This is a genomic window from Aliidiomarina minuta, assembly GCF_003987145.1.
GTDB classification, from domain to species: Bacteria; Pseudomonadota; Gammaproteobacteria; order Enterobacterales; family Alteromonadaceae; genus Aliidiomarina; species Aliidiomarina minuta.
This window is the reverse complement of record NZ_PIPL01000001.1, coordinates 574,207-599,533: the sequence shown is the minus strand read 5'-3', so window position 1 is coordinate 599,533 and position 25,327 is coordinate 574,207. Positions and strand designations below refer to the sequence as shown.

The following is a 25,327-nucleotide window of genomic DNA, read 5'->3' as shown; positions in this document are numbered from 1 at the left end:
TTAATTAATACTGAACCGATTGAAAAGGAAGTCGCTTGCTGTGACTTCCTTTTTTTATAATTAACTCCCAGACCATATCGGGATCCGTACAGGCACCGAGCATGACATCTGTTTGCCAGGTATTCATATCTGTCCGTTGCCAGATGACAGGTATGCGGCCCATGTACATACTGAGCCCCCGAATCTCACTTTGCTGTAGACTAAGCTCCTGCTCGCTGATCAACTTAAGCTGAACCGGTTTTTCAACAGGCATTTGAGGATGATCGCTGATGAGCCAGAATCGACTACCTCCGATTTCATATTGACAGCTTTCATTCAGGGGGCTCATACCAGAGCAAAAGGGAGACTCGCTAATCTCATGCGTTGTTGAGTCACCGCAGGCAAAGGCAACACTGGCTAATAAAACAACACCGGTGATGCGTAAAGTACTTGAGAATGTTAACATTGAGTTGAATCTTTTCCTCTGACAGTCGCGTATTGTGTATATAGTACTCAGTACATTGATGGAAATCATTAAATCCATCGCATTCGCTATATTTTCACTACCAAAACTCGTAAAATGCACTGGATTTTTAATAGTATCGGACGTACACGATGAGCCAAACTATTCCACAAGAAACTAACTATAATTTAAAAGTGGTCAAGCAGTTTACTGTCATGACTATTATCTGGGGGATTGTTGGTATGGCCGTAGGGGTGCTCATTGCAGCACAACTCGTATGGCCTGCCCTCAATTTTGACACACCTTGGTTAACCTATTCCCGGTTACGCCCATTGCATACCAATGCAGTTATATTTGCCTTTGGTACCAGTGCGCTTTTTGCGACTGCTTATTATGTAGTACAAAAAACCTGTCAGGTGCGGCTATTTTCCGACAAATTAGCAGCATTTACCTTTTGGGGCTGGCAAGCGGTCATTGTTTTAGCAGTGATTACCTTGCCATTAGGCATAACTACCAGTAAAGAATACGCTGAACTGGAGTGGCCAATATCGATCTTAATTGCAGTCGTCTGGATTGCCTTTATTATTGTGTTCTTTGGTACCCTGGCTATTCGCCGTACTTCTCACATTTATGTGGCTAACTGGTTCTACGGTGCTTTTATCATTGCCGTAGCTTTACTGCATATTGGTAACAATCTGGCCGTTCCGGTTTCCTTCACTAAGTCATATTCCATCTACTCAGGTGCAGTGGACGCTATGATGCAGTGGTGGTACGGGCATAACGCCGTAGGTTTCCTGCTAACCGCTGGTTTCCTGGGCATGATGTATTATTTTGTGCCTAAACAGGCTGAGCGTCCGGTTTATTCCTATCGTTTGTCGGTGGTTCACTTCTGGGCACTAATCTCGATTTATATCTGGGCGGGTCCTCACCATCTGCACTACACAGCGCTGCCTGACTGGGCACAATCTGTGGGCATGGTGATGTCCGTGGTACTTTTTGTACCTTCCTGGGGGGGCATGATCAACGGTATTATGACCTTGTCCGGAGCTTGGCATAAGCTGCGTACCGACCCTATTCTACGTTTCCTGATTGTTTCACTGTCGTTTTACGGTATGTCCACCTTTGAAGGTCCGATGATGGCGATTAAGTCCGTCAACGCGCTTTCTCACTACACAGACTGGACTATCGGCCATGTGCATTCAGGTGCCTTGGGCTGGGTCGCTATGATCAGTATCGGCGCTATTTATCATCTGATACCTGTATTATTTGAGCGCGAACGCATGTACAGCATCAAGCTGATCAATACCCACTTCTGGTTACATACTATTGGTGTAGTACTTTATATCGTAGCTATGTGGATATCAGGTGTAACTCAGGGGCTGATGTGGCGTGCAGTGAATTCTGACGGTACTTTGACCTACAGTTTCGTGGAGAGCCTGGAAGCATCTTATCCGTTCTATTTCGTGCGCTTTGTCGGTGGTGTCTTCGTCGTCGCTGGTATGCTTATCATGGCGTACAACGTTTATAGAACAATGCGCAGTGACCAGGTTCGTAAGAGCGAGCCATTACCAGCTGCACAATCGGTTTAAGGAGTCGCTGAGTCATGAAAAAGAACAGACATGAATTAGTAGAAAAACATGTTGGCTGGTTTGCCGTGTTATCTATTGTCGCTATCTCTATTGGTGGCCTGGTAGAAATCACTCCCCTGCTCTTTCAGGATCAGGTCAATGAACCGGTCAAAGATCTGCGCCCTTATACGGCGCTGGAGCTGGAAGGTCGTGACATCTATATCCGTGAAGGTTGTGTTGGCTGTCACAGTCAGATGATTCGTCCTTTCCGTGCCGAGACTGAGCGGTATGGACATTACTCGGTAGCGGGCGAATCGGTATGGGAGCACCCTTTCCTGTGGGGCTCCAAGCGTACCGGTCCTGATTTGGCCCGCGTTGGTGGTCGTTATAGTGACGAATGGCACTACGTTCACCTGATGGATCCACGAGCGGTGGTTCCTGAGTCCAATATGCCTGGTTATCCCTGGTTAGATGAACGTAAGCTGGATGGTCGTCTGACCGCTCGCAAGCTGGAGACTTTCCGTCGTTTCGGTGTGCCTTATACGGATGAAGACATTGCGTCCGCGAAAGAAGATGTGCAAGGCAGAACCGAGATGGAAGCTTTGATTGCTTATCTTCAGTCACTAGGCACTTCACTAAGGTAGCTATTATGGGTGGACCAACTTTTCACGCGTTTTATACACTGCTGGTCTTTGGCGTAATTATCATCGTCATTTGGTGGGCCTACAGTCGCAGAAATAAAGATAAATTTGATCATGATGCGAACTCTATCTTTGAGGAAGATAAAGCCAGAGTGAAGTCAGATCAGAATAAAAAACGGGAGTCAAATAGCGATGAGTAGCTTCTGGAGTGGATGGATTATTGTTCTGACATTAGGCCATTTGATTGCGCTAATCATTTTGCTGCGCTGGAACATGACAAACTATACGGATGTCGAAGAAGGCGAGAACATGGGCCACGAATTCGACGGGATCAGCGAGCTGAATAACCCGTTGCCCAAGTGGTGGACTTATTTGTTCTGGATTTGCATTGGTTGGGCGTTTTTATACCTCGCCCTCTACCCTGGCCTGGGTAACTTCCAGGGCTTGTTAGGCTGGTCCAGCTCCAACCAGGATATTCGTTCTTTGGAAGAATCTCGTCAGGCAACTGAGCAGGCAAGAGAAGAAGGACGGATCGTGCAGTATGACCGCGAACGAGCGCGAGCAGAAGAACAGTACGGTCCTATTTTTCAGCAGTATGCGCAAATGTCGATTGAGGATATTTCTCAGGACACTGACGCCCTGCGTCTCGGCCAGCGCCTGTTTCTGCAAAACTGTGCGCAGTGTCATGGTTCAGATGCCAGGGGCTCAATAGGCTTCCCTAACCTGACTGATGGTATATTTAGCTGGGGCGGTTCCCCTGCCGACATTAAGAAAACCTTAATGGAAGGTCGCGTCGCTGAAATGCCAGCTTTTGGTGATCAGCTTGGTGAACAGGGTATCCGTGAAATGACTGCCTATGTGTTAAGTCTGAGTGGCCGTAACGTCGACCGACAGCTGGCACGAGCTGGTGAGCAAGGGTTTGCTGCCTGTGCAGTATGTCATGGCCAGGATGGAACGGGGAATCCTGCAATGGGCGCACCTGACCTGACCAATAATGTCTGGTTATATGGCGGTTCACAACGTGCGGTTGAAGAAACACTGCGTTATGGCCGAAATGGTGTGATGCCGCGTTGGGACACCATTCTGGGCGAAGACAAAGTACAGATACTGTCAGGTTATGTGTTAAGTCTTTCTGACTAATAATATCTTGATTCAACAAGGACAGAGTGTGCAGGAAGCCCCGTTCGCGGGGCTTTTTTATAAATATATTGGCAGTTACATACAGAGGTAAAACAAAAAAATGCAAACCCAAGACCGTGATACTAAACCCTGGTATAAGCACTTCTGGCCCTGGTACATTATTGCTATGAAAGTAGCCGTTATTACCGCTTGCGGGGTAACTGCCTGGTTAATCTATAAAAACCCGGCATCCATGGTGGTCGATGATTATTACCGCGAAGGCAGAACCATTAACCTGCAACTGGAAAAAGTAGCCCGCGCTGAAGATTTAGGCATTGCCTTTCTGGTGGAGATTGATGACGATTATATTCAGCTTCGTTTTGATGGTGTTGAACCTGAAAACCGGAGCGCCCTGCAGGTCAATTTTTATCACCCGACACTGGATGATAAAGACTTCGAATTAAGGGTTCCCCACTCCGGCGATGGTATGTACCGCCAGGAACTGCCACGTTCAATATCCGGTCACTGGCGCATTATTGTAGAACCCTTTAACAACGAATGGCGTGTCAGTCAGAATGTGCAACTACCACAGGACAGTGCGTTTTCACTGGTTCCTGATAATTACGGTATTTAATTGGTTATGAGCAGTGCAGTGCGTTGTTTTCATTGTCATCAGCCGGTTCCCGCCGGACTGAACTTAAGCGTTGAAATAGACGGTGAAGACAAACCTATGTGCTGTTATGGCTGCCAGTCGGTGGCCGATACTATTGTCAGTCAGGGCCTGATTCATTTTTATAAGTTTCGTGAAATCGATGATGAAGGCGTACCTCAGGCACTGGTTCCTGAAGAGCTGGACTCGCTGCATGAGCAGGTCAAAGCCTATGACGATCCGGATATTCAGCGCGAGTTTGTGCGCAGCGGTGACGTCAATGAAGTGACCCTGGCTGTAGAAGGCATGACCTGCGCTGCCTGCGCCTGGCTTATTGAACGGCAGTTAAGAGGCCTGTCCGGCATCCAGCACGTGGTTGTGAATGCGACAACGGACAGGGTCAACGTCAAATGGTTGCCTGAAACCCTTAAACTAAGCGATATTCTGGCCAGTATCCACAAGGTTGGCTATCGTGCATTGCCTTTTCAGCAAGCCGATTTAGAACAGAGTTTTGAAAAAACCAGACGCAGCTATATCATGCGCCTGGGCGTCGCCGGGCTGGCTTCTATGCAGACCATGATGGTGGCTTTTGGTCTTTATTACGATGATATTGATGATATGCATCGTCTCTATTTTTGGTGGGTGTCTTTGCTGTTCACCGCCCCGGTTATTGTCTACAGTTGCCAGCCTTTTTTCGCTAACGCTATCCGTGCATTGCGGGCACGTACTGTGAACATGGATGTCCCCGTATCTCTGGCTATGATGCTGGCATTTGTCGCCAGCTTTTATGCCACTGTTTTTGATACCGGCGAAGTTTATTATGAATGTGTTTCTATGTTCGCCTTCCTGCTTCTGGCTGGCCGCTACCTGGAACTGCTGGCCAAACATCGAGCGGTCGCTAATGCTGCCAACCTGATGAAGCTGATCCCTGCTTTTGCCGAGCGCCGGCATGATGACGAATGGCAGCGTGTGATGGTCAAATACCTGCAGATGGACGATGAAATCCGGGTTAAGCCCGGTGAACCGATTCCTGTTGACGGTGAACTGATTTCCGAACAAGCCTGGTGTGATGAATCTCTGCTTACCGGTGAAAGCCGGCCAATAGCCAAGCAACAGTGCGACAGTCTTTATGCTGGCAGCGTAAATCAGCAGTCACCACTGATCATGAAAGTAAAAAGTACGCATCAGGATACCTTGTTGGCTGGCATTGTCTCACTTCAGGACACGGCTATGCAGCAGAAACCTAGGTTTGCCCGTCTCGCTGATATTGTCGGTCGTTATTTTGTAATAGGCACCCTGACTGTTTCCAGTTTAACCTTTTTAAGCTGGATGCTGTTATCCCCAGCGGACGCCTTCTGGGTCACCCTTGCGGTGCTCGTGGCCACCTGCCCTTGTGCCCTGGCTCTGGCAGCTCCGACCGCGATGAGCGGCGCTATTAATCGCCTGAACCGAAGTGGCGTACTGGTCAAAAATGCTGCAATCCTGGAAATATTACCCAAGGTCAATACGCTCTGCCTGGACAAAACCGGCACTCTGACACAAGGGCGTTTCAGCCTGGTGCAAAGCTGGTTCCGGGAAGTGGGTAATGAATCGCAGTACAGTGCTATCGCACGCTCCCTCGAACAGTATTCGGAACACCCGCTGGCCCGCCCTTTCCAGCAGATCGCGGTGCAGGAAGTCTCGCTGGACAACGTGGATAACCAACCCGGTCAGGGACTGAGTGGTTTGCATAAAGAGCAGGATTATCGAATAGGCAGTTTGAACTATATTCAGCAATGGCATCCAGATGCTCAGTCACCACTGCCTCAGGCCAATGTGTATTTATGTGATCGTTCAGGAATTCTGGCGGCCTGGCAGGTAGATGACGAGTTAAGGCCGGATGCACTGGATATGGTGAACTGGTTTAAGAAACGAGGTTTTAAGCTGATTATGCTGACCGGTGATCATCAGGACCGGGCTATGAGTATGGCCAAAATTCTGGGCATAGAAGATGTTCGGGCCGGGTTACAGCCGAAAGACAAAATGGAAAGTTTACGTGAACTGCAACAGCACGGCGCGGTAATGATGGTCGGGGATGGTATTAATGATGCGCCGGTGTTAGCACAGGCCGATGCCTCGGTGACCTTTGCTTCCGGCACTGAGCTGGCTCAAGCTGGTAGCGACGTGGTCATTTTAAATGGCCGCTTGCATGCCTTGCAGGGGTTATTACACACGGGGACTTTAACGCGCGCTATTATCCGCCAGAACTTTGCCTGGGCTCTGGGCTACAATGCCGTTATTCTGCCGCTTGCAGTAACCGGTCATGTGGGTCCATTATGGGCTATGCTGGGTATGTCAATCAGCTCACTCATAGTAGTTTCCAATTCATTACGTTTATTAAAAAAACCGCGCGGAGGCTAACCATGGAAATCATTCATATCGCAGTGCCTGCCGCTATTCTTCTGGTTATTCTGGTGATAGCACTGTTCTGGTGGGCGGTCCGTAACGATCAGTTTGATGATCTTGAACGTCAGGGCATGAATATCCTGCTGGACGAAGAAGAGCCGCAGAAAAAAAACAACAAAAAGGCAAACAAACAGGACGACGATGCAGCAAATTGATCTCGTTTCCGCCGTTCTGATGGGGCTGGCCGGTAGTGGACACTGTATTGCTATGTGTGGTGGTCTTGCGGGCGCTATGGGGCTGAATCAATCGCCATGGCGACTGTTGATTTATAATCTGGGGCGTATTTCCTCTTATATGCTAGCCGGGGCTATTCTGGGTAGCGCTATTTTTGCCATCACTCAAGTGAGCAATCAATCCTTAATTATAGTGCGTTTCGCAGCTGGACTGATGATGATATTACTTGCTTTGTATATCACCAGAGTCTGGATGGCATTGGCCTTTCTGGAGCGCGTTGGCGCTTATTTATGGCGTTTGATTAAACCCCTGCTAAGGTATTTCCCGGCGAATGCCGGTGCCGGTCGTTTGTATATTGCCGGTATGTTGTGGGGCTGGCTGCCCTGCGGTTTAGTCTACAGCGCACTAACCTGGGCCGCTTTGTCAGGTAGTCCCCAGGGCGGTGCTCTGACTATGCTGGCATTTGGTCTCGGAACTTTACCTTCCATGTTGATTTTCGGAGTGTTTAGTCGCAAACTGAGTACCTTGGTGACTTCTGCTGGTTTTCGCTGGGTCGCCGGTATCTTATTGTTGGTATACGGCATCATGACCTGTGCTGTTGCTGTGCAACAATGGAACTGATTTAAAGGAAGAAATAACATGTCAGAACGTTTTCGGGTAGTAAGCAATATCAATTGTCAGAACTGTAGTATCAGTCAGTTATGCCTACCTTACACGTTGGATGACTCATCGCTCAATCAGCTGGATAATATTATTGAGCGCAAACGCCCTTATCACAAAGGCGAACTGATCTTTCAGGCTGGCGAACCTTTACGATCCTTGTATGCGGTGCGCTCCGGCAGCTTCAAAAGCTACAGCGTTTCTAATGACGGCGATGCTCAAATCACGGCATTTCATCTGCCCGGTGATTTGATTGGTTTTGATTCAGTTCACAGCTCCACTTATTGTAGTTTCTCTGAAGCACTGGAAACATCCATGGTCTGTGAAATTCCTTATGCAAACCTGGAGACCCTGAGTGACCAGTTGCCCTTGTTGCGGCGCCAGGTTATGCGTTTAATGAGTAGTGAAATAAGTGCGGATAAACAACTGATGTCATTACTTAATAATAAAAGTGCTGAACAACGCCTGGCTACTTTTTTACTCGACTTCTCAGAACGTTTTCGTAGCCGCGGCCTTTCTTCCCGTGAATTTCGTTTAAGCATGACTCGTGCTGAGATTGGAAACTTCCTTGGCTTAACGGTAGAAACGGTGAGCCGGCTACTTAGTAAGTTGCACAGAGAATCCTGTATTACGGTAGACGGCAAGTTTATTTTCCTTAAAGACAGCCCGCGGTTGCAGGATATAGCGGGTTTACAGTTAAGAGCTTGCGCTACATCATAGCGAAGTGCCTTTGATCAGCTACACTCAGGTGGGAAGCAATCAGGAGACACCCTATGTATAAGAATATTTTAGTTGTACTCGATCCGTCTGCGGATTCACAAAAAGCTCTGAACAGAGGGTTAAAGCTAGCTCGGTTGCAGTCAGCTTCACTTACTCTCTTTCTCTCAATCTATGACTTTTCCTATGAAATGACCACCATGTTGTCCGGTGAAGAACGAGAATCAATGCGTTCGGGACTGGTAGAAGGCCATGAGCAGTGGGTAGAAGACTTATTGAAAGATTATGATACCCGAGGATTGGAGCTGGATATTAAAGTGGTTTGGCATCATCGGCCGTTTGAGTCCATTATTAAAACCTCTCTTGAGCAAAAACATGATCTTATCATCAAGGGCACTCACCGCCACGATAAACTGCAGAGTGTTATTTTTACGCCTACAGACTGGCATTTATTGCGTAAAGCCCCCTGCCCCGTACTTCTGGTTAAAGAGCATGAATGGCCTCCGCATGGCCAGGTTATAGCTGCGGTTAATGCCGGCGCCGATGATAAACCTCATCAGTCATTAAATGAACGTATTATTAAATCCGCTAAAGGCATGAGTGAACTGCTGGAGGCCCACTTACATCTGGTTAACTGTTACCCCACTGCACCGCTGAACATGGCTATTGAAATTCCAGAATTCGATACCAGCGATTATCAGGCTAATGTGCGTAATTATCATCAGGAATCATTAGGCAAATTAGCTGAAGAGCACAGGCTGCTGGAAGAAAACCTGCATGTACGCGAAGGTTTGCCTGAGGACCAGATACCTGCCCTGGCAGACGAGCTTGATGCCGAACTGGTGGTATTAGGTACTATAGGTCGTACCGGTATTACTGCCGCCTTGTTGGGGAATACCGCCGAACACGTGATTGAGCAGCTTAATTGTGATGTCCTGGCGATAAAACCCGAAGGCTTTAAATCACCACTGGCGGAATAGCATTTAAACCCTTGCTGTGGGCAGGTATACTAGCGCTTTTTAACGATGCAGCGCCGCCTGCCCACGCTTTACAGGGTTTATAATGTCTCAACAACAGAAACAGCAATATAGTTTAAATAAACTGGAAAAGCGCATTCGTCGCCAGGTTGGCCAGGCTATTAATGACTTTGCTATGATCGAGGAAGGCGACCGAATAATGGTTTGTCTGTCAGGCGGCAAAGACAGTTACACTATGCTTTCAGTCTTGCGTTATCTGCAGCAGGTTGCTCCGGTTTCTTTTAAAATTATTGCCGTTAATCTGGACCAGAAACAACCCGGTTTCCCAGAGCATATCCTTCCACAATACTTGCAAGAAGCTGGCGTAGATTACCGTATTATCGAAGAAGATACTTACGCTATTGTTAAAGAGAAAATTCCCGAAGGAAAAACCACTTGCTCCTTATGCTCGCGTTTACGTCGCGGTATTCTGTACCGTACCGCAAAAGAGCTGGGAGCTACCAAAATAGCACTGGGTCATCACCGTGATGACATGTTGGAAACGCTGTTTTTGAATATGTTTCATGGTGGAAGCCTGAAGTCCATGCCGCCTAAGTTGGTGAGTGATAATGGCGAGCATGTGGTGATTCGTCCACTTGCTTACGTTAAAGAAAAAGATATTCAAGTCTACGCAGATGCTCAGAAGTACCCCATTATTCCCTGTAACCTTTGTGGTTCGCAAAAAAACCTGCAGCGGCAGTCGATAAAAGACATGTTGCGTCAGTGGGACCAACAGTTTCCAGGGCGTATTGAGAGCATGTTTACTGCTATGCAGAATGTAGTGCCATCGCACCTGACAGATAATAAACTATTTGATTTCGCCGGGGTTAAACAAACGGGAACTCCCATGATTGACGGAGACACCGCTTTTGATCAGCAGGTTATAACTGGTAATGTCTTTCAGAAGGAAGATAACGACATTGATATGAGTATCAATGTCGTTAATATTGGCAAGTCTTAAGAGTCAATCTCTTCCTGAACTTCAAGAATGATAGGACGATTGATGCGTATCATTTGATTTAATTCTTCAATATACTCCTCGCCACGCTCAGAATAACTTAACAATCCCTGAGTTAAATATGTCGAGGAGATATCGTCATTGTTGGCGCGCAGCTCTGAACGTATCCCACGTAAATCAGAATAAGCAAAGTGCGTATTCAGGTTGCGAATATAACTACGTACAGAAGCTTCCATACTTTCAAAAGTACGAACCTCATAAACCTGTCCGTCTGGACGCGCTGCTGGAACTAAACCACAGCCCTGAGTCCAGCACCATTGGCCGAAGAAATTAAGTGCATCCGTAGCAAACCGCGAAGTCCCCCAACCAGACTCATTAGCGGCCTGAATTAAAATTAAAGTATCAGGTATAATATCGGCCCGATTCAATAAATCGGCGATTTGACCTTTTCGCTGAGTTTCTTCGACCCGATAAAAGTTGGCCATTTCATTCAGCCATTCTTTCTCTCGATTAGTTAATGTTTTTCCAAGTCTTTGCTTTTCCTGAATACGACGCAAATGCACTCGCTGCTCTTCAATACGCTGATTCTCTTCATGAATAGCGGGTAATAAATAAGCAAAAAATGTTTTTTTGCGCTCAGTGATATCGCGTATAGACGCAAAGTCAGGCAAGTCAGTAGTAGTCGTTGCCGGACTTACATAAACAGCAGGTAATCCGGTGGTGACAGTTGCCTCTCTGCTAGTATCTGCTTCCATCTTTTCAATCTGTTCATAAAACGGATAGATAACGGCGATTACAATAACCAGTGTTGCTATAATTCTAAAAAGCCAATTCATTCAGTACACCTCTTGAGAACGAAACCCAACTATACCTATTGTTTCTTTACAAATCACGCGGACCAGGTATTTGAGTTGTCACTGTCGTCATTATCTTCTGCTTTATGAGATGTTTTAGCCTCATTTTCATCTGTCGCAACACCAAAAATCTCGCGGTATAAAATACCCTTGACGTTGTAATACATAGGAGCCACCCAGATGAGGCCCAGTCCAAAAGGAATGGCTGCAACAATAAATAATCCCAGCATCGCGGCATACACTGTCGCAAAAGCGAAAAAACGTTTAATGACTACCAGAAAAGATGTTTTTACTGCCTGCAATGGAGAAAGCTGGTACTCGGCGACTAAAGGCAGCGCCATAGAGAGCGTAATGGAAAAAAAGGCGATAATAAGTAAAACTAAAATACTGCCTGCAGCAAACATTCCTGGCAGTTGTACGATAAGGGAAGTAATAATGGCGGTAATAATTAAAGGAAAAGGTCTTTTCAGAAACATAAAGACATCATTTACCCGGCTTTTTTTACCAATACTATGTTGGATCCCCATCATATGAACAGCGGCCATTAGTGGAGGCATAATAAGTAATTGTAAAAGGCCCAGAATTTGAGTGCTGTTGCCTTCTTCCAGATTTAATTCACCACCAAACATAAATTGAATAACCAGCATGATGGCGATAACAAGAATTGCTAAAGCGACTACCAGAGCACCTAACAGAGGAGAAAAGGTCGTTTTTGTAAGCTCCCAGCCTTCACTCAAAACAGCGACAGGCCTGAACTCAGATTCCTGCCGCAGCGCCTTATCCAGGCTACCCCCTACTCGCTTTTTGTTACTCATTATTACTCCAGTTAAAATTACCGAGGGCGCCATTATCGCTTACTGAAGGGAATAAAGACCAGCCCGAAACTGGATTTTCCTTTGATTAGCCTTCATGATCTTAAGCCCGTCTTCAATAAGGATTCAGAATATGGCGCGCAGACCCCGTCCCCGAGTCAGTAAATTACTTTTGTTTAACAAGCCATTTGCTGTATTAACTCAGTTTAGTGGCCAACAGGGTGACAGCACGCTGGCTGACTATATTAAGGTACCTGATGTGTATCCAGCCGGAAGGCTGGACAAAGACAGTGAAGGCCTGCTCCTGCTGACTAATGATGGCCGCTTACAAGCTCGAATCAGCGATCCGGACTTTAAACTGGAAAAAACCTATTATGTATTAGTTGAAGGTGAACCTTCCATATCTGCTCTGAATGCATTGCAGCAAGGTGTCGAACTAAAAGATGGCCTTACCCGCCCAGCTCAAGTGGTGCAAGTAGATGAACCAGACTGGTTATGGCCACGGAATCCACCGGTTCGGATTCGCAAAAGCATTAAGGACACCTGGTTAAAACTGACTATCCGCGAAGGTAAAAATCGCCAGGTGCGACGCATGACAGCACATATTGGGCACCCTACTCTGCGTTTGATCCGTTCACAGGTGGGTAACTGGACTATTCAGGATATTGCGGTCGGAGAATGGTATGAAGCGGCTCCTGAAGGGCTGGCAAACGTAGCGCAGCGACAGAGAAAGTGATAAAATCCGTCACCTATTGCAAGCCATCCAGGTTCAAAATGAGGTCCAGGCACAGGCATGATCCACTCTTCTGAAAAGCCCCCAGCAGAATGCAAAGTTATCGTCGGTATGTCCGGCGGTGTTGATTCTTCCGTTTCCGCCTACTTGTTACAGCAGCAGGGCTATCAGGTTGAAGGCCTGTTTATGAAAAACTGGGAAGAAGATGATACCGATGAATACTGTGCTGCTTCTGAAGATTTGGCAGATGCGGAAGCTGTATGCCAGAAATTAGGCATTGAGTTGCATACGATCAATTTTGCCGCCGAGTACTGGGACAACGTATTTGAATATTTCCTCCAGGAATATAAAGCTGGCCGCACTCCTAATCCAGATATCATGTGCAATAAAGAAATTAAGTTTAAAGCATTTCTCGAGTTTGCCGCCGACGCCCTGGAAGCCGATTATATTGCGACCGGACATTACTGCCAGCGCCGCTTTAATGGCACTAGCTGGGAGCTGTTGCGTGGTCTCGATGAGAATAAAGATCAGAGCTACTTTTTATATACTCTTTCTTCAGAACACATTGCGCAAACGTTGTTTCCTGTAGGCAGCATAGAAAAACCTGAGGTGCGGCGTATTGCCGAGGAACAGGGACTGGTAACTCATGATAAAAAAGATTCCACGGGTATCTGCTTTATTGGCGAGCGCAAATTTAAAGACTTCTTACAACAGTATTTACCCGCTAAACCCGGTCCTATGGTTACCGTAGATGGCGATGTCATCGGTGAACACCAGGGCCTGATGTATCATACCCTTGGTCAGCGTAAAGGTTTGCTGATTGGCGGTATGGCTAACGCTGGCGAAGACCCCTGGTATGTTGTCGATAAAGATGTTGCTAAAAATCACCTGATTGTGGCTCAGGGGCGCAACCACCCGCTTCTTTTCTCGGATGGGCTGATTGCCAAACAGTTACACTGGGTAAACAGAGAAAATATAAAGCACAGCATAGAGTGCACAGTGAAGACACGTTATCGTCAACAGGATATTGGTTGCCGTATTGAACCTCAGAATGATGAGACTCTGCATGTTTATTTTGACGAGCCGATATCATCGGTTACTCCGGGACAGTCCGCCGTATTTTATAAGGGAGATGTCTGCCTTGGCGGCGGCATTATTGAATCCCGTATCACGCAACACGAGGTCGCATTATGAGTCAGTTGGCAACGGATATCTGGCAACAACGTATGCTCGCATTTGCCGGTGTCTGCCTGGCTTCTGTGTGCGTGCAACAACTGGCTAAACGCGGTGAAGTCGTTCCTGCAGAAGCACCGGACACGTTAATAAACAGCCTGTTAGTCGTTGATCCAGAAAATACAGAGGCTGTTTATGGTGATCTTTACCAGTTGCGCCCTGGGTTACAGGTATTGCTACGGCAGCTCGATTCCCAGGGAGACAAGGACGTAGAACAAACCCGTTATGTAGTAGGTATGCTGCAGTTAGAGCGACGCCTGGTAAAAAGCGACGCTGCGTTGCAAAAAATGGGTGAAAGTATTAATCAGGTAGTTCGTCAACGTGAAGAATTTAACTTTGATGAGGCAACCGTGATCAATAATCTCGGTAGTCTGTACAGTGATGTTATAAGCCCTCTGGGCCCTCGTATTCAAATTAATGGTGACCCTCAACACCTTAAACAAACCCAGGTTCAGCAACGCATCAGAGCTTTGTTGCTGGCAGGGATTCGCAGCGCAGTATTATGGCGTCAGCTTGGCGGCAAACGTCGTCAGGTTATTTTTAATCGCAAGCAGATGGTCAATGCAACACGAGACCTGCTGGCTAAAATCAGTTAACTTTTTGGAGCTAAATAAGCATGCAGCTTTCCCCACTCAGTGCAATTTCCCCCGTAGACGGCCGTTATGGCAATAAAGTCGATGCCTTACGCCCCATATTTAGTGAATATGGCCTGATAAAATTCCGGGTTACTGTTGAAGTGCGCTGGCTGCAGAAGCTTGCCAGTATTCAACAAGTAGAGGAAGTCCCGGCTCTTTCTGCTGATGCCAATCAGTTATTAGACTCCATACTGGAAGACTTCAGTGAGGCTGACGCGGCCCGGGTTAAAACGATCGAAAGCACCACCAATCATGATGTAAAGGCGGTTGAGTACTTACTGAAAGAAAAAGTAGCCAGTAGTCCGGAATTATTAGCGGTAACCGAGTTCATTCACTTTGCCTGTACTTCAGAAGATATCAATAACCTGTCGCACGCTTTAATGCTGAAAACGGCGCGGGATGAAGTGGTATTGCCGCTACTCAACCAATTACTGGATAAAGTAGTTGAACTGGCCCAAGAACATAAAAGTGTCGCTATGATGGCGCGGACTCACGGTCAGCCAGCGACTCCCACCACTATGGGCAAAGAATTTGCTAACGTAGCTGTACGCCTTCATCGTCAGATTGAGCAAATTAAAGCAGTTCCGCTACTGGGCAAGTTTAACGGTGCTGTGGGCAATTATAACGCTCACCTGGCGGCCTACCCTAATGTCGACTGGCATAACCACTCACAGCAGTTTGTGGAATCCCTGGGACTGAACTGGAGTGCCTACACCACCCAGATCGAACCACATGATTATATTGCAGAGTGGTTTGATGCGTTGGCGCGTTTTAACACTATCTTGATTGATTTGAATCGTGATCTCTGGAGCTATATCGCGCTTAATCACTTCAAACAGAAGACAGTTGCCGGTGAAATAGGCTCTTCGACCATGCCACATAAAGTAAACCCAATAGACTTTGAGAATTCGGAAGGTAATCTGGGCATTGCGAATGCTATTATGGCCCACCTTGCACAAAAGCTTCCAATTTCACGCTGGCAGCGTGACTTAACGGACTCCACGGTGCTACGTAATCTCGGTGTTGGTGTTGCACACGCAGTAATTGCCTATCAGGCTAGTTTAAAAGGTCTGAACAAGCTTGAGGTTAACGAACAAAACCTGCTTAACGAACTGGATCAAAACTGGGAGTTACTGGCAGAACCTATTCAAACAGTTATGCGTCGTTACGGTATAGAAAAACCGTACGAAAAACTGAAAGAACTGACCCGTGGCAAACGTGTTAACCAATCTGCAATGGCTGAATTTATTGATAGTCTGGTTTTACCGGATGAGGTCAAAACTGAACTGAAGAGCTGGACACCCGCTACTTACATTGGTCGTGCAGAAGCTTTTGTAGACGAATTACCTGCCTACCTGAAGGGTTAATTCCTATGTTTAAATTAGACAGCGCGGTATTTGACGCCGCGCTTTTTTTACAGCAGGACTGGCAACAGCGACCTAAAGTATTCCGTCAGGCGTTTCCACAGTTTAAAGACCCTATGACCGCTGATGAATTAGCTGGCGTGGCTCTGGAGCCTGGTGTTGATTCTCGTCTCATTAGCCAGCAAGACGGCAAGTGGGACCTTAAGCACGGCCCTATTGAGGATTATAGTGACCTTGCAGACAGCCACTGGTCGTTGTTGGTTCAGGCTGTTAACGAGCACTTCCCGCCGGCTCAGAAGCTACTTGAAGCATTTCGCTTTTTGCCGGACTGGCGTATTGATGATCTTATGGTCAGTTACTCAACGATTGGCGGTGGTGTTGGTCCGCATCTTGATCAATATGATGTCTTTATTATTCAGGGCGAAGGTCAGCGGCGTTGGCAAATAGGCGAGCGCGGTGAATATACCAGTGTGGTGCCGCACCCGGATCTAAAACAGATTAACGGTTTTAAAGCAGATATAGATGTCATTCTTGAACCCGGCGACATGATTTATATTCCGGCGGGTTTCCCTCACTCTGGCGATAGCCTGAAACCTAGCATGAATTACTCAGTGGGCTTTCGTGCACCCACTCAGGCAGAGCTACTATCTGCCTTGGCTGATTATGCACTGGAACACGATGCTCTGACGGCTCGTTATCAGGATCAGGGGGAATGGCCGGATAAGTCCTGGCATATTAATGACGCGGCTTATACGCAGATGCGTCAGTTAATGCAAAACGCGTTAAACGATGAAGCCCTTTTGCGCCGGGTCTGCGCTAACCTTTTGTCGCAAAATCCAAGGCCCCCGTTAATGCAGTGGCCGCAGGATCCAATTACCGAAAGCGGTTTATTACGTTACTTACAGCAATATGCTTACTTACAGCGTGCCGTTGGTTTACGTATGATAACAACCCACTTGGATGGTCAGCTGCATGGCCTGGTGCAGGCTCAGGCGTATGAGCTGGATAGTAGTGCTGAACAACTGTTTGAATGTCTGTTAAACGTAAACTATGAAATAGAAACTCAGGCACTACTGCCTTTTCTGACTACGCCGTTGAGTCGTCAGTTATTGGTCCAGCTGATCAATGAAGGCTTCTGGTTTGCGGTCAATGAAGACTAGAAAAGTAAAGGTGTAGCCTTCGACCTGCTGGCTACACCTTTGTACCCTTAGTACTTAACTTTCGCCCCACAACCTGTCTTCCTGAGTCACTGCGTAAACTGATTCAGCACTTTGAATTAAATATTTGGCCATATCCGCCTGAGTTTTATCCCGTGCGCTGCTTTCATTCGCAAGGATGTTTTCAGCCTTCAACTGCCACTGCATATTAAAATGACGTGTTGCTTCGCGCGCCGTTTTTGCGACCTTAGTAGAAACATGGTCGGTAGGTACTTTACCGTTAATAACCCACACCCCCTGCCCTGATTGTAGTTTGAACTTCCAAACAGCGAGCGTAGGAATCAGGTAGCGTGATTCTTTGGTTACAATGGTATCGCTCAACATGCCTTTTTCAGCAAGATATTTGTTAGCACTTTGAAAGTGCTCGCGTACCCATGTTGCTTGTTCTTCTGATAATGGTGTTTCTTCTTGGCTCATAATTCACTTCTTACATTATTGATATATAGCAGCCCTAAATCCTACCAAGTTAGACTCCCGGGGGGAAGCTGTATCTGTGTAAACTCTAGTTGCTAAACAAGCGTTTAAATCAGCTTAATTTTAAACTGGACAGACTGGTCTTAGCGCCTGTTAAGTGGTAGTTTACGCGCATTTTTAAACGACAGAACATTGTCACCAGATAGCAACAAATGAGGCCAACAGAATTTATGTCAGTATTTGATCATAAAGAATTCGATAACCATGAAGAAGTAGTGTTTTGTTATGACCAGGCAAGCGGTCTGAAAGCCATCATTGCAGTGCATGACACTACTATGGGTCCTTCTCTGGGTGGCACCAGAATGTGGGATTATGCGTCTTCTGCCGAGGCGTTAACTGACGTATTACGTCTGTCACGGGGCATGACTTATAAAAGCGCTCTCGCCGGCCTGCCTTTAGGTGGAGGTAAAGCAGTTATTATTGGTAATGCAAAAACCGATAAATCCCCTGAGTTATTTAAAGCTTACGGTCGCTTCGTCGACTCTTTAGGTGGTAAATATATAACTGCTGAAGATGTTAATATTCGTACTGGTGATATCGAAATCGTAGGTACACAAACCCGTTACGTAGCGGGAACTGAAAGCAAAGCTGGTGATCCATCCCCGCACACCGCGTTGGGTAGTTATCTGGGTGTAAAGGCTGCTGCTAAGCACAAATTTGGTTCAGATGACGTTAAAGGGTTGCGTATAGCTATCCAGGGGCTCGGTGCTGTAGGTTACGAGTTTGCGCGTTTATTAGCTAATGATGGCGCAATTCTGACGGTTTGTGATGTCAACCAGGAAGTCGTAGATAAAGCGGTTAAACAGCTAGGCGCTACTGCGGTAGGCATTGATGAAATCTACGACGTGGAAATGGATGTCTATGCGCCTTGTGCGTTAGGTGCCACTATTAATAACGACACACTTAAACGAATTAAAGCACTCGTAATTGCAGGTAGCGCTAATAATCAACTGGCGACTAATGCGCACGATAAAATAGTTAAAGAAATGGGCATTCTGTATGCTCCGGATTATGTTATTAACGCCGGTGGGGTTATCCATATTAGCTCTGAAGCAGCTAATTTCAGTAGTGAGGAAACCGCAGGCCGGGTCCGCGGCATTTACAACACGCTGGACCTTATTTTCAGCCGGGCTACAGAAGAAGATCGCCCTACTGGTGAAATCGCCGATGAACTGGCACGGGAAATTCTGGCTGCAAAAGCCAGAGGCAATTAATAGCAGGTTGTTGCTATAAAAAAGGCTCCTTCGGGAGCTTTTTTAGTTCAGGCGTTGTAGTACTACCTGAAGTGGATGTTTTAGACTCTGTTTGGCAAAGCGCTGACTCTGGCAACGACAGGAAAATCCGGTTGCCAGTGCCTGCCCTGCTTTATTAAGCTCAGGCTTCCAGCTCATATTAAATAAGTTAAGACTGTTTTCAGCCTGCTCTGTCTCGTGCCCATAGGTGCCAGCCATACCACAACAGCCCACGGTTGGGGTTCTTATTTTTATACCCATAAGCGCGAAAATATCGCTCCATGTCTGGCTAGTCTGCGCATCTGCTGTCTGCTCCGTGCAATGAGGCAACAATGAAAATGCGGTGTCCGCAGAAGAGACCAGCAGCGTTTTATCTTTTAGCAGGGGAGCGAGCCACTCGTGTAACATCAGTACCTGAAAAGCCCCTCGACTATTGCCCAGAGCTTGCAGGTATTCATCGCGATAACACAACGCTGTTGAAGCATCCAGGCCAACCAGGGGGACCTTATAGCTGGCCACCTGGTTGAGTAACGCTGCCTGCTTCTTTGCCAGTTCATGAAACTCGGATAAGAAACCTTTTACATGGGCAGCTTTGCCATTGGGCTGAAAAGGTAAAATAATAACTTTCACCTGAAGTTTTTCACAGAGCAGCAGAAAGTCTTCGACCAGGTCGGCTTCGTAAAAGCTGGTGAAAGAATCTTCTACCAGGGCTACATATTGACTTGCTTCGTTATCATCCAGGGCCATTCCCTGTTGCTGTTTAATAAAATCATCCCAGGTTAAAGCCTTCTGGTATGCAGTTCGCTTGCACAATGCTGGTACAGAGAGGCGTGGCATATCCTGAAAACGCAGCAGCTTAGCTGTCAGGTATCTGCTTAATGGATTGTGCATCAATACATTGGCCAGCCTTGGCATGCGGGCTAAATAAGGTAAGGCATTTTCAACATTCTTGACGGCATGGTCACGCAGCGGACGTATATAACGGCTGTGATAATGGGCCAGGAAACGAGCCCGATGACTGGGTATGTCAACTTTTACCGGACACTGTGAGGAGCAGGCTTTGCATGCCAGGCAATGATCCATGCTTTTTTTGACCTCATGACTAAAGTCATCGGCGTTGCGACGTGACTGTTTCCAACGTTTAAACAGGTTATCCTTTTTAATCTGCGCATTGACATCGTAGCCAGCGCTGGCTGTTTGTCGCAGCCATTCACGAATCATGCTGGCCCGGCCTTTAGGTGAATAGCGACGATCCTGAGTAGCCCGAAACGAGGGACACATAGGAGTATTGACGTCAAAGTTAAAGCAGAGTCCATTGCCATTGCAGTCCATGGCACTCTGGTAGCTTTGTTGAGCGGCTAATGGTATTTGTTTGTCAAACCAGCCGCGTTTGGCACCATCTACGCTAACTAAAGACTCTGTGGAGGTCCGCGGTGTGCAAATTTTGCCGGGGTTAAGACGGTTATCCGGATCAAATACCCCTTTAATTTTACGCAGCTCGGCAAATAATTCAGCGCCAAAGAACTGCGGTCCGTATTCAGAGCGATAGCCTTTGCCATGTTCACCCCACATAAGGCCACCGTATTTGGCGGTCAGCGCCATGACCTGATCACTTAAGGTACGTACCAGCGTCTCATCTTTTTCGTCCTGCATATTCAAGGCTGGACGTACATGCAGTACACCCGCATCGACATGGCCAAACATACCGTAAGCTAGCTGATGACTATCCAGCAAAGCCCTGAACTCATTAATATAATCAGCCAGATGTTCCGGTGGTACGGCGGTATCCTCAACAAAGGCAACAGGTTTTGCTGTGCCTTTGGTTGCTCCGAGCAAACCCACCGCCTTTTTACGCATGGCATAAATACGGCCGATGCTAGGTAGGTCATGGCATATCTGATACCCGATCACACCATTTCCGGTTTCGCTCACTGCTCGGTCAAGCAGATTAACAAGGCGCGTCAGCTTGCGCTCAATACGTGTCTGATCGACCGCAGTGATTTCGACCATGTTAATGCCGTCCATGACCTGTCCTGGTTCGTCGGTGAGCAGGTCTTTGACACCGTGCCAGACAATATCTTCGCGGGCCAGATTGAGCACTTTGCTGTCGATGGTTTCAACAGAAGTGGCATTGGCTTTGACCAACTCGGGCGCGTGTTGCAAGGCAGCCTGAAAGTCACTGTATTTTACATTCACCAGAACTTTATGGCGTGGTATCGGTGTGATTCTAAGCTTAGCTTCGGTCACCACCGCCAGGGTACCTTCTGAACCAGCGATCAAGCGGCTTATATCCACCTGCTGTTGTTCAGCATCATAGGCGTGCAGTAAATCGTATCCGGTTAAAAAACGGTTGAGTTTGGGGAAACCGGCTTCGATGGCGTCGCGCTTATCCACGCAACTTGCGATAAGTTGCTGATAGATTTCGCTTTCAGCTAAATCCTGTTGGGCTTTTTGCCGCGCTTCGCTAAGTGCAACAGGTGCACTGTTGAGACGGTAACCATTGAGCAGGTAGCTGCCGAGCTCCAGTATATGGTCGCTGGTTTTACCATAGACCAGTGACCCTTGCCCTGAGGCATCAGTATTAATCATGCCGCCTATAGTGGCGCGGTTACTGGTTGAAGTATCCGGAGCGAAGAAATAACCGTGAGGCGCCAGCGCTTTATTCAAAGCGTCTTTAACCAGGCCACTTTCTACGCGCACCCAGCCTTCATCGATATTTATTTCCAGAATGCGATTCAGGTAACGGCTTAAGTCCAGTACCAGCCATTCGGTCAGCGACTGGCCATTGGTTCCGGTGCCCCCGCCCCGAGGTGAGAACTTTATGCTTTGATGTTCGTTGCTGGCCGCCAGTTGCATAATGCGACCTACATCTTCCTGCGTACGAGGGTATAACACCGCCTGCGGAAGTTGCTGATAGATACTGTTATCGGTGGCCGCGATTAAGCGGCCACCATATGAAGCATCAATGTCCCCTTGAAAACCACTGGCTGCAAGCGCTTTCAGATAATTCTGATAGTCGGCCTGCAGAGCGTCTGTACTGGACAGAGCGGGTAGTGACATTGATATACGCCTCCTGTTACTGGTTAGCCTGCAACTCTTTACCCAGATATAACCAAGTATCAATAACGGTATCCGGGTTAAGAGAAACGGAGTCTATGCCCTGTTCTACCAGCCATTTTGCGAAGTCTGGATGATCGGATGGTCCCTGACCACAAATGCCGACATATTTACCGCGTTTTTTCGCTGTTTGAATGGCCATAGATAACAAGGCTTTGACCGCTTCATCCCGCTCTTCGAACAGGTGAGCAATCAAGCCTGAATCCCGATCCAGTCCAAGGGTTAACTGAGTTAAATCATTAGAACCAATAGAGAAACCATCGAAGATATCGAGGAACTTATCGGCCAGCAATGCATTGGAGGGCAGTTCACACATCATAATAACACGTAAGCCATTTTCTCCCTGCACCAGGCCATGTTCAGCCAGAATTTCAATAACCTGGCGGCCTTCGTCCACTGTACGCACGAAAGGTATCATGATTTCTACATTAGTCAGTCCCATGCGGTTACGAACCCGCTTAAGCGCCTCGCACTCCAAGGCAAAACAGTCTCGGAAACTGCTTGAAATATAACGTGACGCACCACGGAAGCCTAACATTGGGTTTTCTTCTTCAGGTTCGTACTGACGCCCACCGACCAGGTTGGCATATTCGTTGGACTTAAAGTCCGACATGCGCACTATAACCCGCTCTGGAGAAAAAGAAGCTGCAATAGTAGAAACGCCTTCGACCAGACGCTGGATATAAAACTCAACCGGGTCACTGTAGCCCGCCATCATTTTAGTGATTTCAGCCTGCAGCTCCGGAGTTTGCACATCAAAATTAAGCAAAGCCTTAGGATGCACGCCGATCATGCGATTAATAATAAATTCAAGGCGAGCCAGACCTACACCTGCATGCGGCAAGCAGGCAAAATCGAAAGCGCGATCCGGGTTGCCCACATTCATCATGATTTTCAACGGCAGCGACGGCATAGCGCCCACTTCCGATTGCACCACACTAAAATCAAGCTCACCTTCATAAATAAGACCGGTATCACCTTCAGCACAGGAAACGGTTACCTGGGTTCCATCCTGAATGAGTTGCGTAGCATCACCACAGCCGACCACGGCAGGAATGCCCAGCTCACGGGCGATAATCGCCGCGTGACAGGTGCGCCCGCCGCGATTGGTAACAATCGCAGACGCCCTCTTCATGATAGGTTCCCAATCGGGGTCGGTCATATCAGTGACAAGCACATCACCTGGCTCGACCTGATCCATTTGATCGATAGAGGTCAGCAGACGGGCTTTACCAGCACCAATCTTTTGGCCGATGGCCCGCCCTGAAGCTAGCACACCTGATTTTTGGTTCAGGGTAAAGCGTTCAACCGACTGTCCGTTTTCGTTGGAACGCACGGTTTCAGGACGTGCCTGAACAATATAAAGCTTGCCATCGTGCCCATCTTTAGCCCACTCAATATCCATGGCGCGACCATAATGTTTTTCAATAATGACGGCTTGTTTGGCAAGTTCTGCAATTTCATCGTCAGTTAGTGAAAACTGCTGGCTACGCTGGGTTTCAACATCCTGAATTTTTACCTGTTTGCCATGGCTGGTATCTTCTGAATAGACCATCTCTATCAGTTTACTGCCCATGGTACGGCGGATAACCGCAGGACGACCGCCCGCCAAAGTTGGTTTATGGACAAAAAACTCGTCAGGATTAACTGCGCCCTGCACAACCATCTCGCCCAGACCGTAGGAAGAGGTGATGAAAACCACTTGATCAAAACCAGACTCGGTATCTATGGAGAACATGACACCAGAAGAAGCCAGGTCACTGCGCACCATGCGCTGAATGCCCGCTGATAGAGCGACACCGCGATGGTCGTAACCCTGATGCACCCGATATGAAATAGCGCGGTCGTTAAACAAAGAGGCGAATACATGTTTGATCGCTTCTTTGACGGCATCTATACCTTTGACGTTTAAAAAGGTTTCCTGTTGCCCGGCAAAAGAGGCATCGGGCATATCTTCTGCGGTCGCTGAGCTACGCACGGCAAAGCTGGCATCGGCATTATCACCGCTAAGTTTTGCATAGGATTCTTCAATGGCTGTATCTAACTTAGGCAGAAAAGGCGTATCAATAATCCACTGGCGAATTTTCTTACCGGCTACGGCCAGTGCTTTCACATCATCAACATCCAATGCATCCAGCTCTGCATATATTTTATTGTTAATGCCGCTTTGCTCGAGAAACTCGTTGAAAGCAAGTGATGTGGTCGCGAAGCCACCAGGTACGGTAACACCAGCTCCTGCCAGGTTACTGATCATTTCACCCAGTGAAGCGTTCTTGCCGCCTACCCGGTTGACGTCGTTCATACCCAGTTCTTGATACCAAAGCACGTAATCTTGCACAGTAAGATCCTTGTTGAGTTTAATGTAATGCAGTGAAGAGTGGTGCTTATTTTACACGGAGTTCAACAACAAGTTAATATCTGTGTCGGTTTCATTCAGGATTAAATACTTATGCGCACTGCCTTTTATGTTTCAGACGGCACGGCTTTAACATCAGAAGCCTTTGGTCACGCCATGCTGTCGCTGTTTCCGCTTAAATTTAAGCACCGTACCTTGCCCTTTATCGATAATCAGGACAAAGCACAGCGCTGCCGTCATATTATCAATCAGGCTTATCAGGAAGATGGTATTAAACCTCTTATCTTTCATACCTTTGTGAATACAGAGATTAAAAACATAGTAACCAGCAGTGAGGGTATCAGTTACGACTTTCTGGATCATTTTGTGGAGCCCATGGAAGCCGAGCTGGGCACAGCAGCGCAGCCTAAAACCAACCGTACCCACGGCATTCACCAGGATTATAATTTCCGTATTGATGCGGTGAATTATACCTTAGCCAACGACGACGGTATCAGTACCAAGGATTATCACGAAGCCGACATTATCCTGATAGGCGCTTCCAGGACGGGCAAAACGCCTACCTGTCTGTATCTGGCGCTACAATACGGTATTAAGGCCGCTAACTACCCTATTACTGAAGATGATATGGCAAATCTGGACCTTACTTACGATTTAAAAATGCATCGCCATAAACTCTTTGGTTTAACCATAGATGTTGAGCGTTTGCAGTCGATACGTCAGGAGCGGCGCGCCAACAGTACCTATGCGTCACTGGAACAGTGTCAGAAAGAGATTAGCAAAATTGAAAACCTGTATCGCCAGGAAGCCATACCTTTTTTGAATTCAACCCATGCGTCGGTAGAAGAGCTGGCAGCAAAAATTATGGATGAAGCCTGCTTAGAGCGGCATCGTTATTGAGGAAGCTAAGG

Annotated in this window: 24 protein-coding genes; 18 read left to right on the top strand and 6 right to left on the bottom strand. The window is 47.3% G+C overall.

Annotation, left to right across the window (positions count from 1 at the left end; genetic code table 11):
* Nucleotides 1–4: 4 nt before the first annotated feature.
* Complete coding sequence (locus tag CWE09_RS02885; RefSeq protein ID WP_126802489.1) at nucleotides 5–445, bottom strand: hypothetical protein; 441 nt, start codon at nucleotides 443–445, stop codon at nucleotides 5–7.
* 149 nt (nucleotides 446–594) lie between these two features.
* On the opposite strand from CWE09_RS02885, the gene ccoN reads away from it, so the two are divergent.
* The 11 genes from ccoN (at nucleotide 595) to ttcA (ending at nucleotide 10,392) form a co-directional block, all read left to right on the top strand.
* Nucleotides 595–2,031, top strand: coding sequence for a cytochrome-c oxidase, cbb3-type subunit I (gene ccoN, locus CWE09_RS02880; protein ID WP_126802488.1), 1,437 nt, complete (start codon nucleotides 595–597; stop codon nucleotides 2,029–2,031).
* A 14-nt stretch (nucleotides 2,032–2,045) separates the two neighbouring features.
* Nucleotides 2,046–2,654 carry a cytochrome-c oxidase, cbb3-type subunit II gene (ccoO, locus tag CWE09_RS02875; RefSeq protein ID WP_126802486.1) on the top strand — a complete coding sequence of 203 codons (609 nt, stop codon included), beginning with the start codon at nucleotides 2,046–2,048 and terminating at the stop codon, nucleotides 2,652–2,654.
* 5 nt (nucleotides 2,655–2,659) lie between these two features.
* Nucleotides 2,660–2,851 (top strand): cbb3-type cytochrome oxidase subunit 3, encoded by a 192-nt coding sequence (locus CWE09_RS02870; RefSeq protein ID WP_126802484.1) that lies wholly within the window; start codon nucleotides 2,660–2,662, stop codon nucleotides 2,849–2,851.
* Entirely contained in the window at nucleotides 2,844–3,791 is a 948-nt protein-coding gene (gene ccoP, locus CWE09_RS02865) for a cytochrome-c oxidase, cbb3-type subunit III (protein WP_126802482.1), read from the top strand. Before CWE09_RS02870 ends, ccoP begins: the two co-directional genes overlap by 8 nt.
* A 100-nt stretch (nucleotides 3,792–3,891) precedes the next feature.
* A complete protein-coding gene (locus tag CWE09_RS02860) occupies nucleotides 3,892–4,404 on the top strand; it encodes a FixH family protein (protein ID WP_126802480.1) in 513 nt (170 codons plus the stop codon).
* A 6-nt stretch (nucleotides 4,405–4,410) separates the two neighbouring features.
* The gene (locus CWE09_RS02855; RefSeq protein ID WP_126802478.1) at nucleotides 4,411–6,819 is read left to right on the top strand and encodes a heavy metal translocating P-type ATPase; all 2,409 of its coding nucleotides are present in this window, start codon (nucleotides 4,411–4,413) and stop codon (nucleotides 6,817–6,819) included.
* A gap of 2 nt (nucleotides 6,820–6,821) precedes the next feature.
* Entirely contained in the window at nucleotides 6,822–7,019 is a 198-nt protein-coding gene (gene ccoS, locus CWE09_RS02850) for a cbb3-type cytochrome oxidase assembly protein CcoS (RefSeq protein ID WP_126802477.1), read from the top strand.
* A complete protein-coding gene (locus CWE09_RS02845; RefSeq protein WP_126802475.1) occupies nucleotides 7,006–7,659 on the top strand; it encodes a sulfite exporter TauE/SafE family protein in 654 nt (217 codons plus the stop codon). Before ccoS ends, CWE09_RS02845 begins: the two co-directional genes overlap by 14 nt.
* 18 nt (nucleotides 7,660–7,677) lie before the next feature.
* Nucleotides 7,678–8,418 carry a fumarate/nitrate reduction transcriptional regulator Fnr gene (gene fnr, locus CWE09_RS02840; protein WP_126802473.1) on the top strand — a complete coding sequence of 247 codons (741 nt, stop codon included), beginning with the start codon at nucleotides 7,678–7,680 and terminating at the stop codon, nucleotides 8,416–8,418.
* Between the two features lie 53 nt (nucleotides 8,419–8,471).
* Nucleotides 8,472–9,395, top strand: coding sequence for a universal stress protein UspE (gene uspE / locus CWE09_RS02835; protein WP_126802471.1), 924 nt, complete (start codon nucleotides 8,472–8,474; stop codon nucleotides 9,393–9,395).
* Nucleotides 9,396–9,477: 82 nt separating this feature from the next.
* Entirely contained in the window at nucleotides 9,478–10,392 is a 915-nt protein-coding gene (gene ttcA / locus CWE09_RS02830; protein WP_126802470.1) for a tRNA 2-thiocytidine(32) synthetase TtcA, read from the top strand.
* Here the strand turns inward: ttcA and CWE09_RS02825 are convergent.
* Both CWE09_RS02825 and CWE09_RS02820 read right to left on the bottom strand, forming a co-directional pair.
* Nucleotides 10,389–11,225 (bottom strand): glucosaminidase domain-containing protein, encoded by an 837-nt coding sequence (locus CWE09_RS02825; protein WP_126802468.1) that lies wholly within the window; start codon nucleotides 11,223–11,225, stop codon nucleotides 10,389–10,391. The two genes, ttcA and CWE09_RS02825, sit on opposite strands and share 4 nt — an antisense overlap.
* A 53-nt stretch (nucleotides 11,226–11,278) precedes the next feature.
* Entirely contained in the window at nucleotides 11,279–12,058 is a 780-nt protein-coding gene (locus tag CWE09_RS02820; protein ID WP_126802467.1) for a DUF2189 domain-containing protein, read from the bottom strand.
* 130 nt (nucleotides 12,059–12,188) lie between these two features.
* On the opposite strand from CWE09_RS02820, the gene CWE09_RS02815 reads away from it, so the two are divergent.
* Genes CWE09_RS02815 through CWE09_RS02795 form a run of 5 tightly spaced genes read left to right on the top strand, consistent with a single transcriptional unit; the run spans nucleotide 12,189 to nucleotide 17,180 of the window.
* Nucleotides 12,189–12,791: a pseudouridine synthase gene (locus tag CWE09_RS02815; protein ID WP_241974292.1), complete on the top strand. Its 603-nt coding sequence runs from the start codon at nucleotides 12,189–12,191 to the stop codon at nucleotides 12,789–12,791.
* Between the two features lie 57 nt (nucleotides 12,792–12,848).
* Nucleotides 12,849–13,982 carry a tRNA 2-thiouridine(34) synthase MnmA gene (mnmA, locus tag CWE09_RS02810; protein WP_126802464.1) on the top strand — a complete coding sequence of 378 codons (1,134 nt, stop codon included), beginning with the start codon at nucleotides 12,849–12,851 and terminating at the stop codon, nucleotides 13,980–13,982.
* Nucleotides 13,979–14,617, top strand: coding sequence for a high frequency lysogenization protein HflD (gene hflD / locus CWE09_RS02805; RefSeq protein ID WP_126802463.1), 639 nt, complete (start codon nucleotides 13,979–13,981; stop codon nucleotides 14,615–14,617). The genes mnmA and hflD overlap by 4 nt, the downstream gene beginning before the upstream one ends.
* 20 nt (nucleotides 14,618–14,637) lie before the next feature.
* Nucleotides 14,638–16,023, top strand: a complete 1,386-nt coding sequence (gene purB, locus CWE09_RS02800; protein ID WP_126802462.1) for an adenylosuccinate lyase — start codon at nucleotides 14,638–14,640, stop codon at nucleotides 16,021–16,023.
* Nucleotides 16,024–16,028: 5 nt separating this feature from the next.
* Nucleotides 16,029–17,180, top strand: a complete 1,152-nt coding sequence (locus tag CWE09_RS02795; protein ID WP_126802461.1) for a cupin domain-containing protein — start codon at nucleotides 16,029–16,031, stop codon at nucleotides 17,178–17,180.
* 54 nt (nucleotides 17,181–17,234) lie between these two features.
* Here CWE09_RS02795 and CWE09_RS02790 read toward each other — a convergent pair whose 3' ends face one another.
* Nucleotides 17,235–17,654: a DUF4826 family protein gene (locus CWE09_RS02790; protein WP_126802460.1), complete on the bottom strand. Its 420-nt coding sequence runs from the start codon at nucleotides 17,652–17,654 to the stop codon at nucleotides 17,235–17,237.
* A gap of 227 nt (nucleotides 17,655–17,881) precedes the next feature.
* Here CWE09_RS02790 and CWE09_RS02785 point away from each other — a divergent pair, with 227 nt between their 5' ends.
* Nucleotides 17,882–18,925 carry a Leu/Phe/Val dehydrogenase gene (locus tag CWE09_RS02785; protein ID WP_126802459.1) on the top strand — a complete coding sequence of 348 codons (1,044 nt, stop codon included), beginning with the start codon at nucleotides 17,882–17,884 and terminating at the stop codon, nucleotides 18,923–18,925.
* Between the two features lie 42 nt (nucleotides 18,926–18,967).
* Here the strand turns inward: CWE09_RS02785 and ydiJ are convergent, their stop codons facing one another.
* Nucleotides 18,968–22,003, bottom strand: coding sequence for a D-2-hydroxyglutarate dehydrogenase YdiJ (gene ydiJ, locus CWE09_RS02780; protein WP_126802458.1), 3,036 nt, complete (start codon nucleotides 22,001–22,003; stop codon nucleotides 18,968–18,970).
* 16 nt (nucleotides 22,004–22,019) lie between these two features.
* On the bottom strand, nucleotides 22,020–24,398 hold the full coding sequence (gene ppsA / locus CWE09_RS02775) for a phosphoenolpyruvate synthase (protein ID WP_126802457.1): 2,379 nt from the start codon (nucleotides 24,396–24,398) through the stop codon (nucleotides 22,020–22,022).
* A gap of 111 nt (nucleotides 24,399–24,509) precedes the next feature.
* On the opposite strand from ppsA, the gene ppsR reads away from it, so the two are divergent.
* Nucleotides 24,510–25,316 (top strand): posphoenolpyruvate synthetase regulatory kinase/phosphorylase PpsR, encoded by an 807-nt coding sequence (ppsR, locus tag CWE09_RS02770; protein WP_126802456.1) that lies wholly within the window; start codon nucleotides 24,510–24,512, stop codon nucleotides 25,314–25,316.
* Nucleotides 25,317–25,327 lie beyond the last annotated feature (11 nt).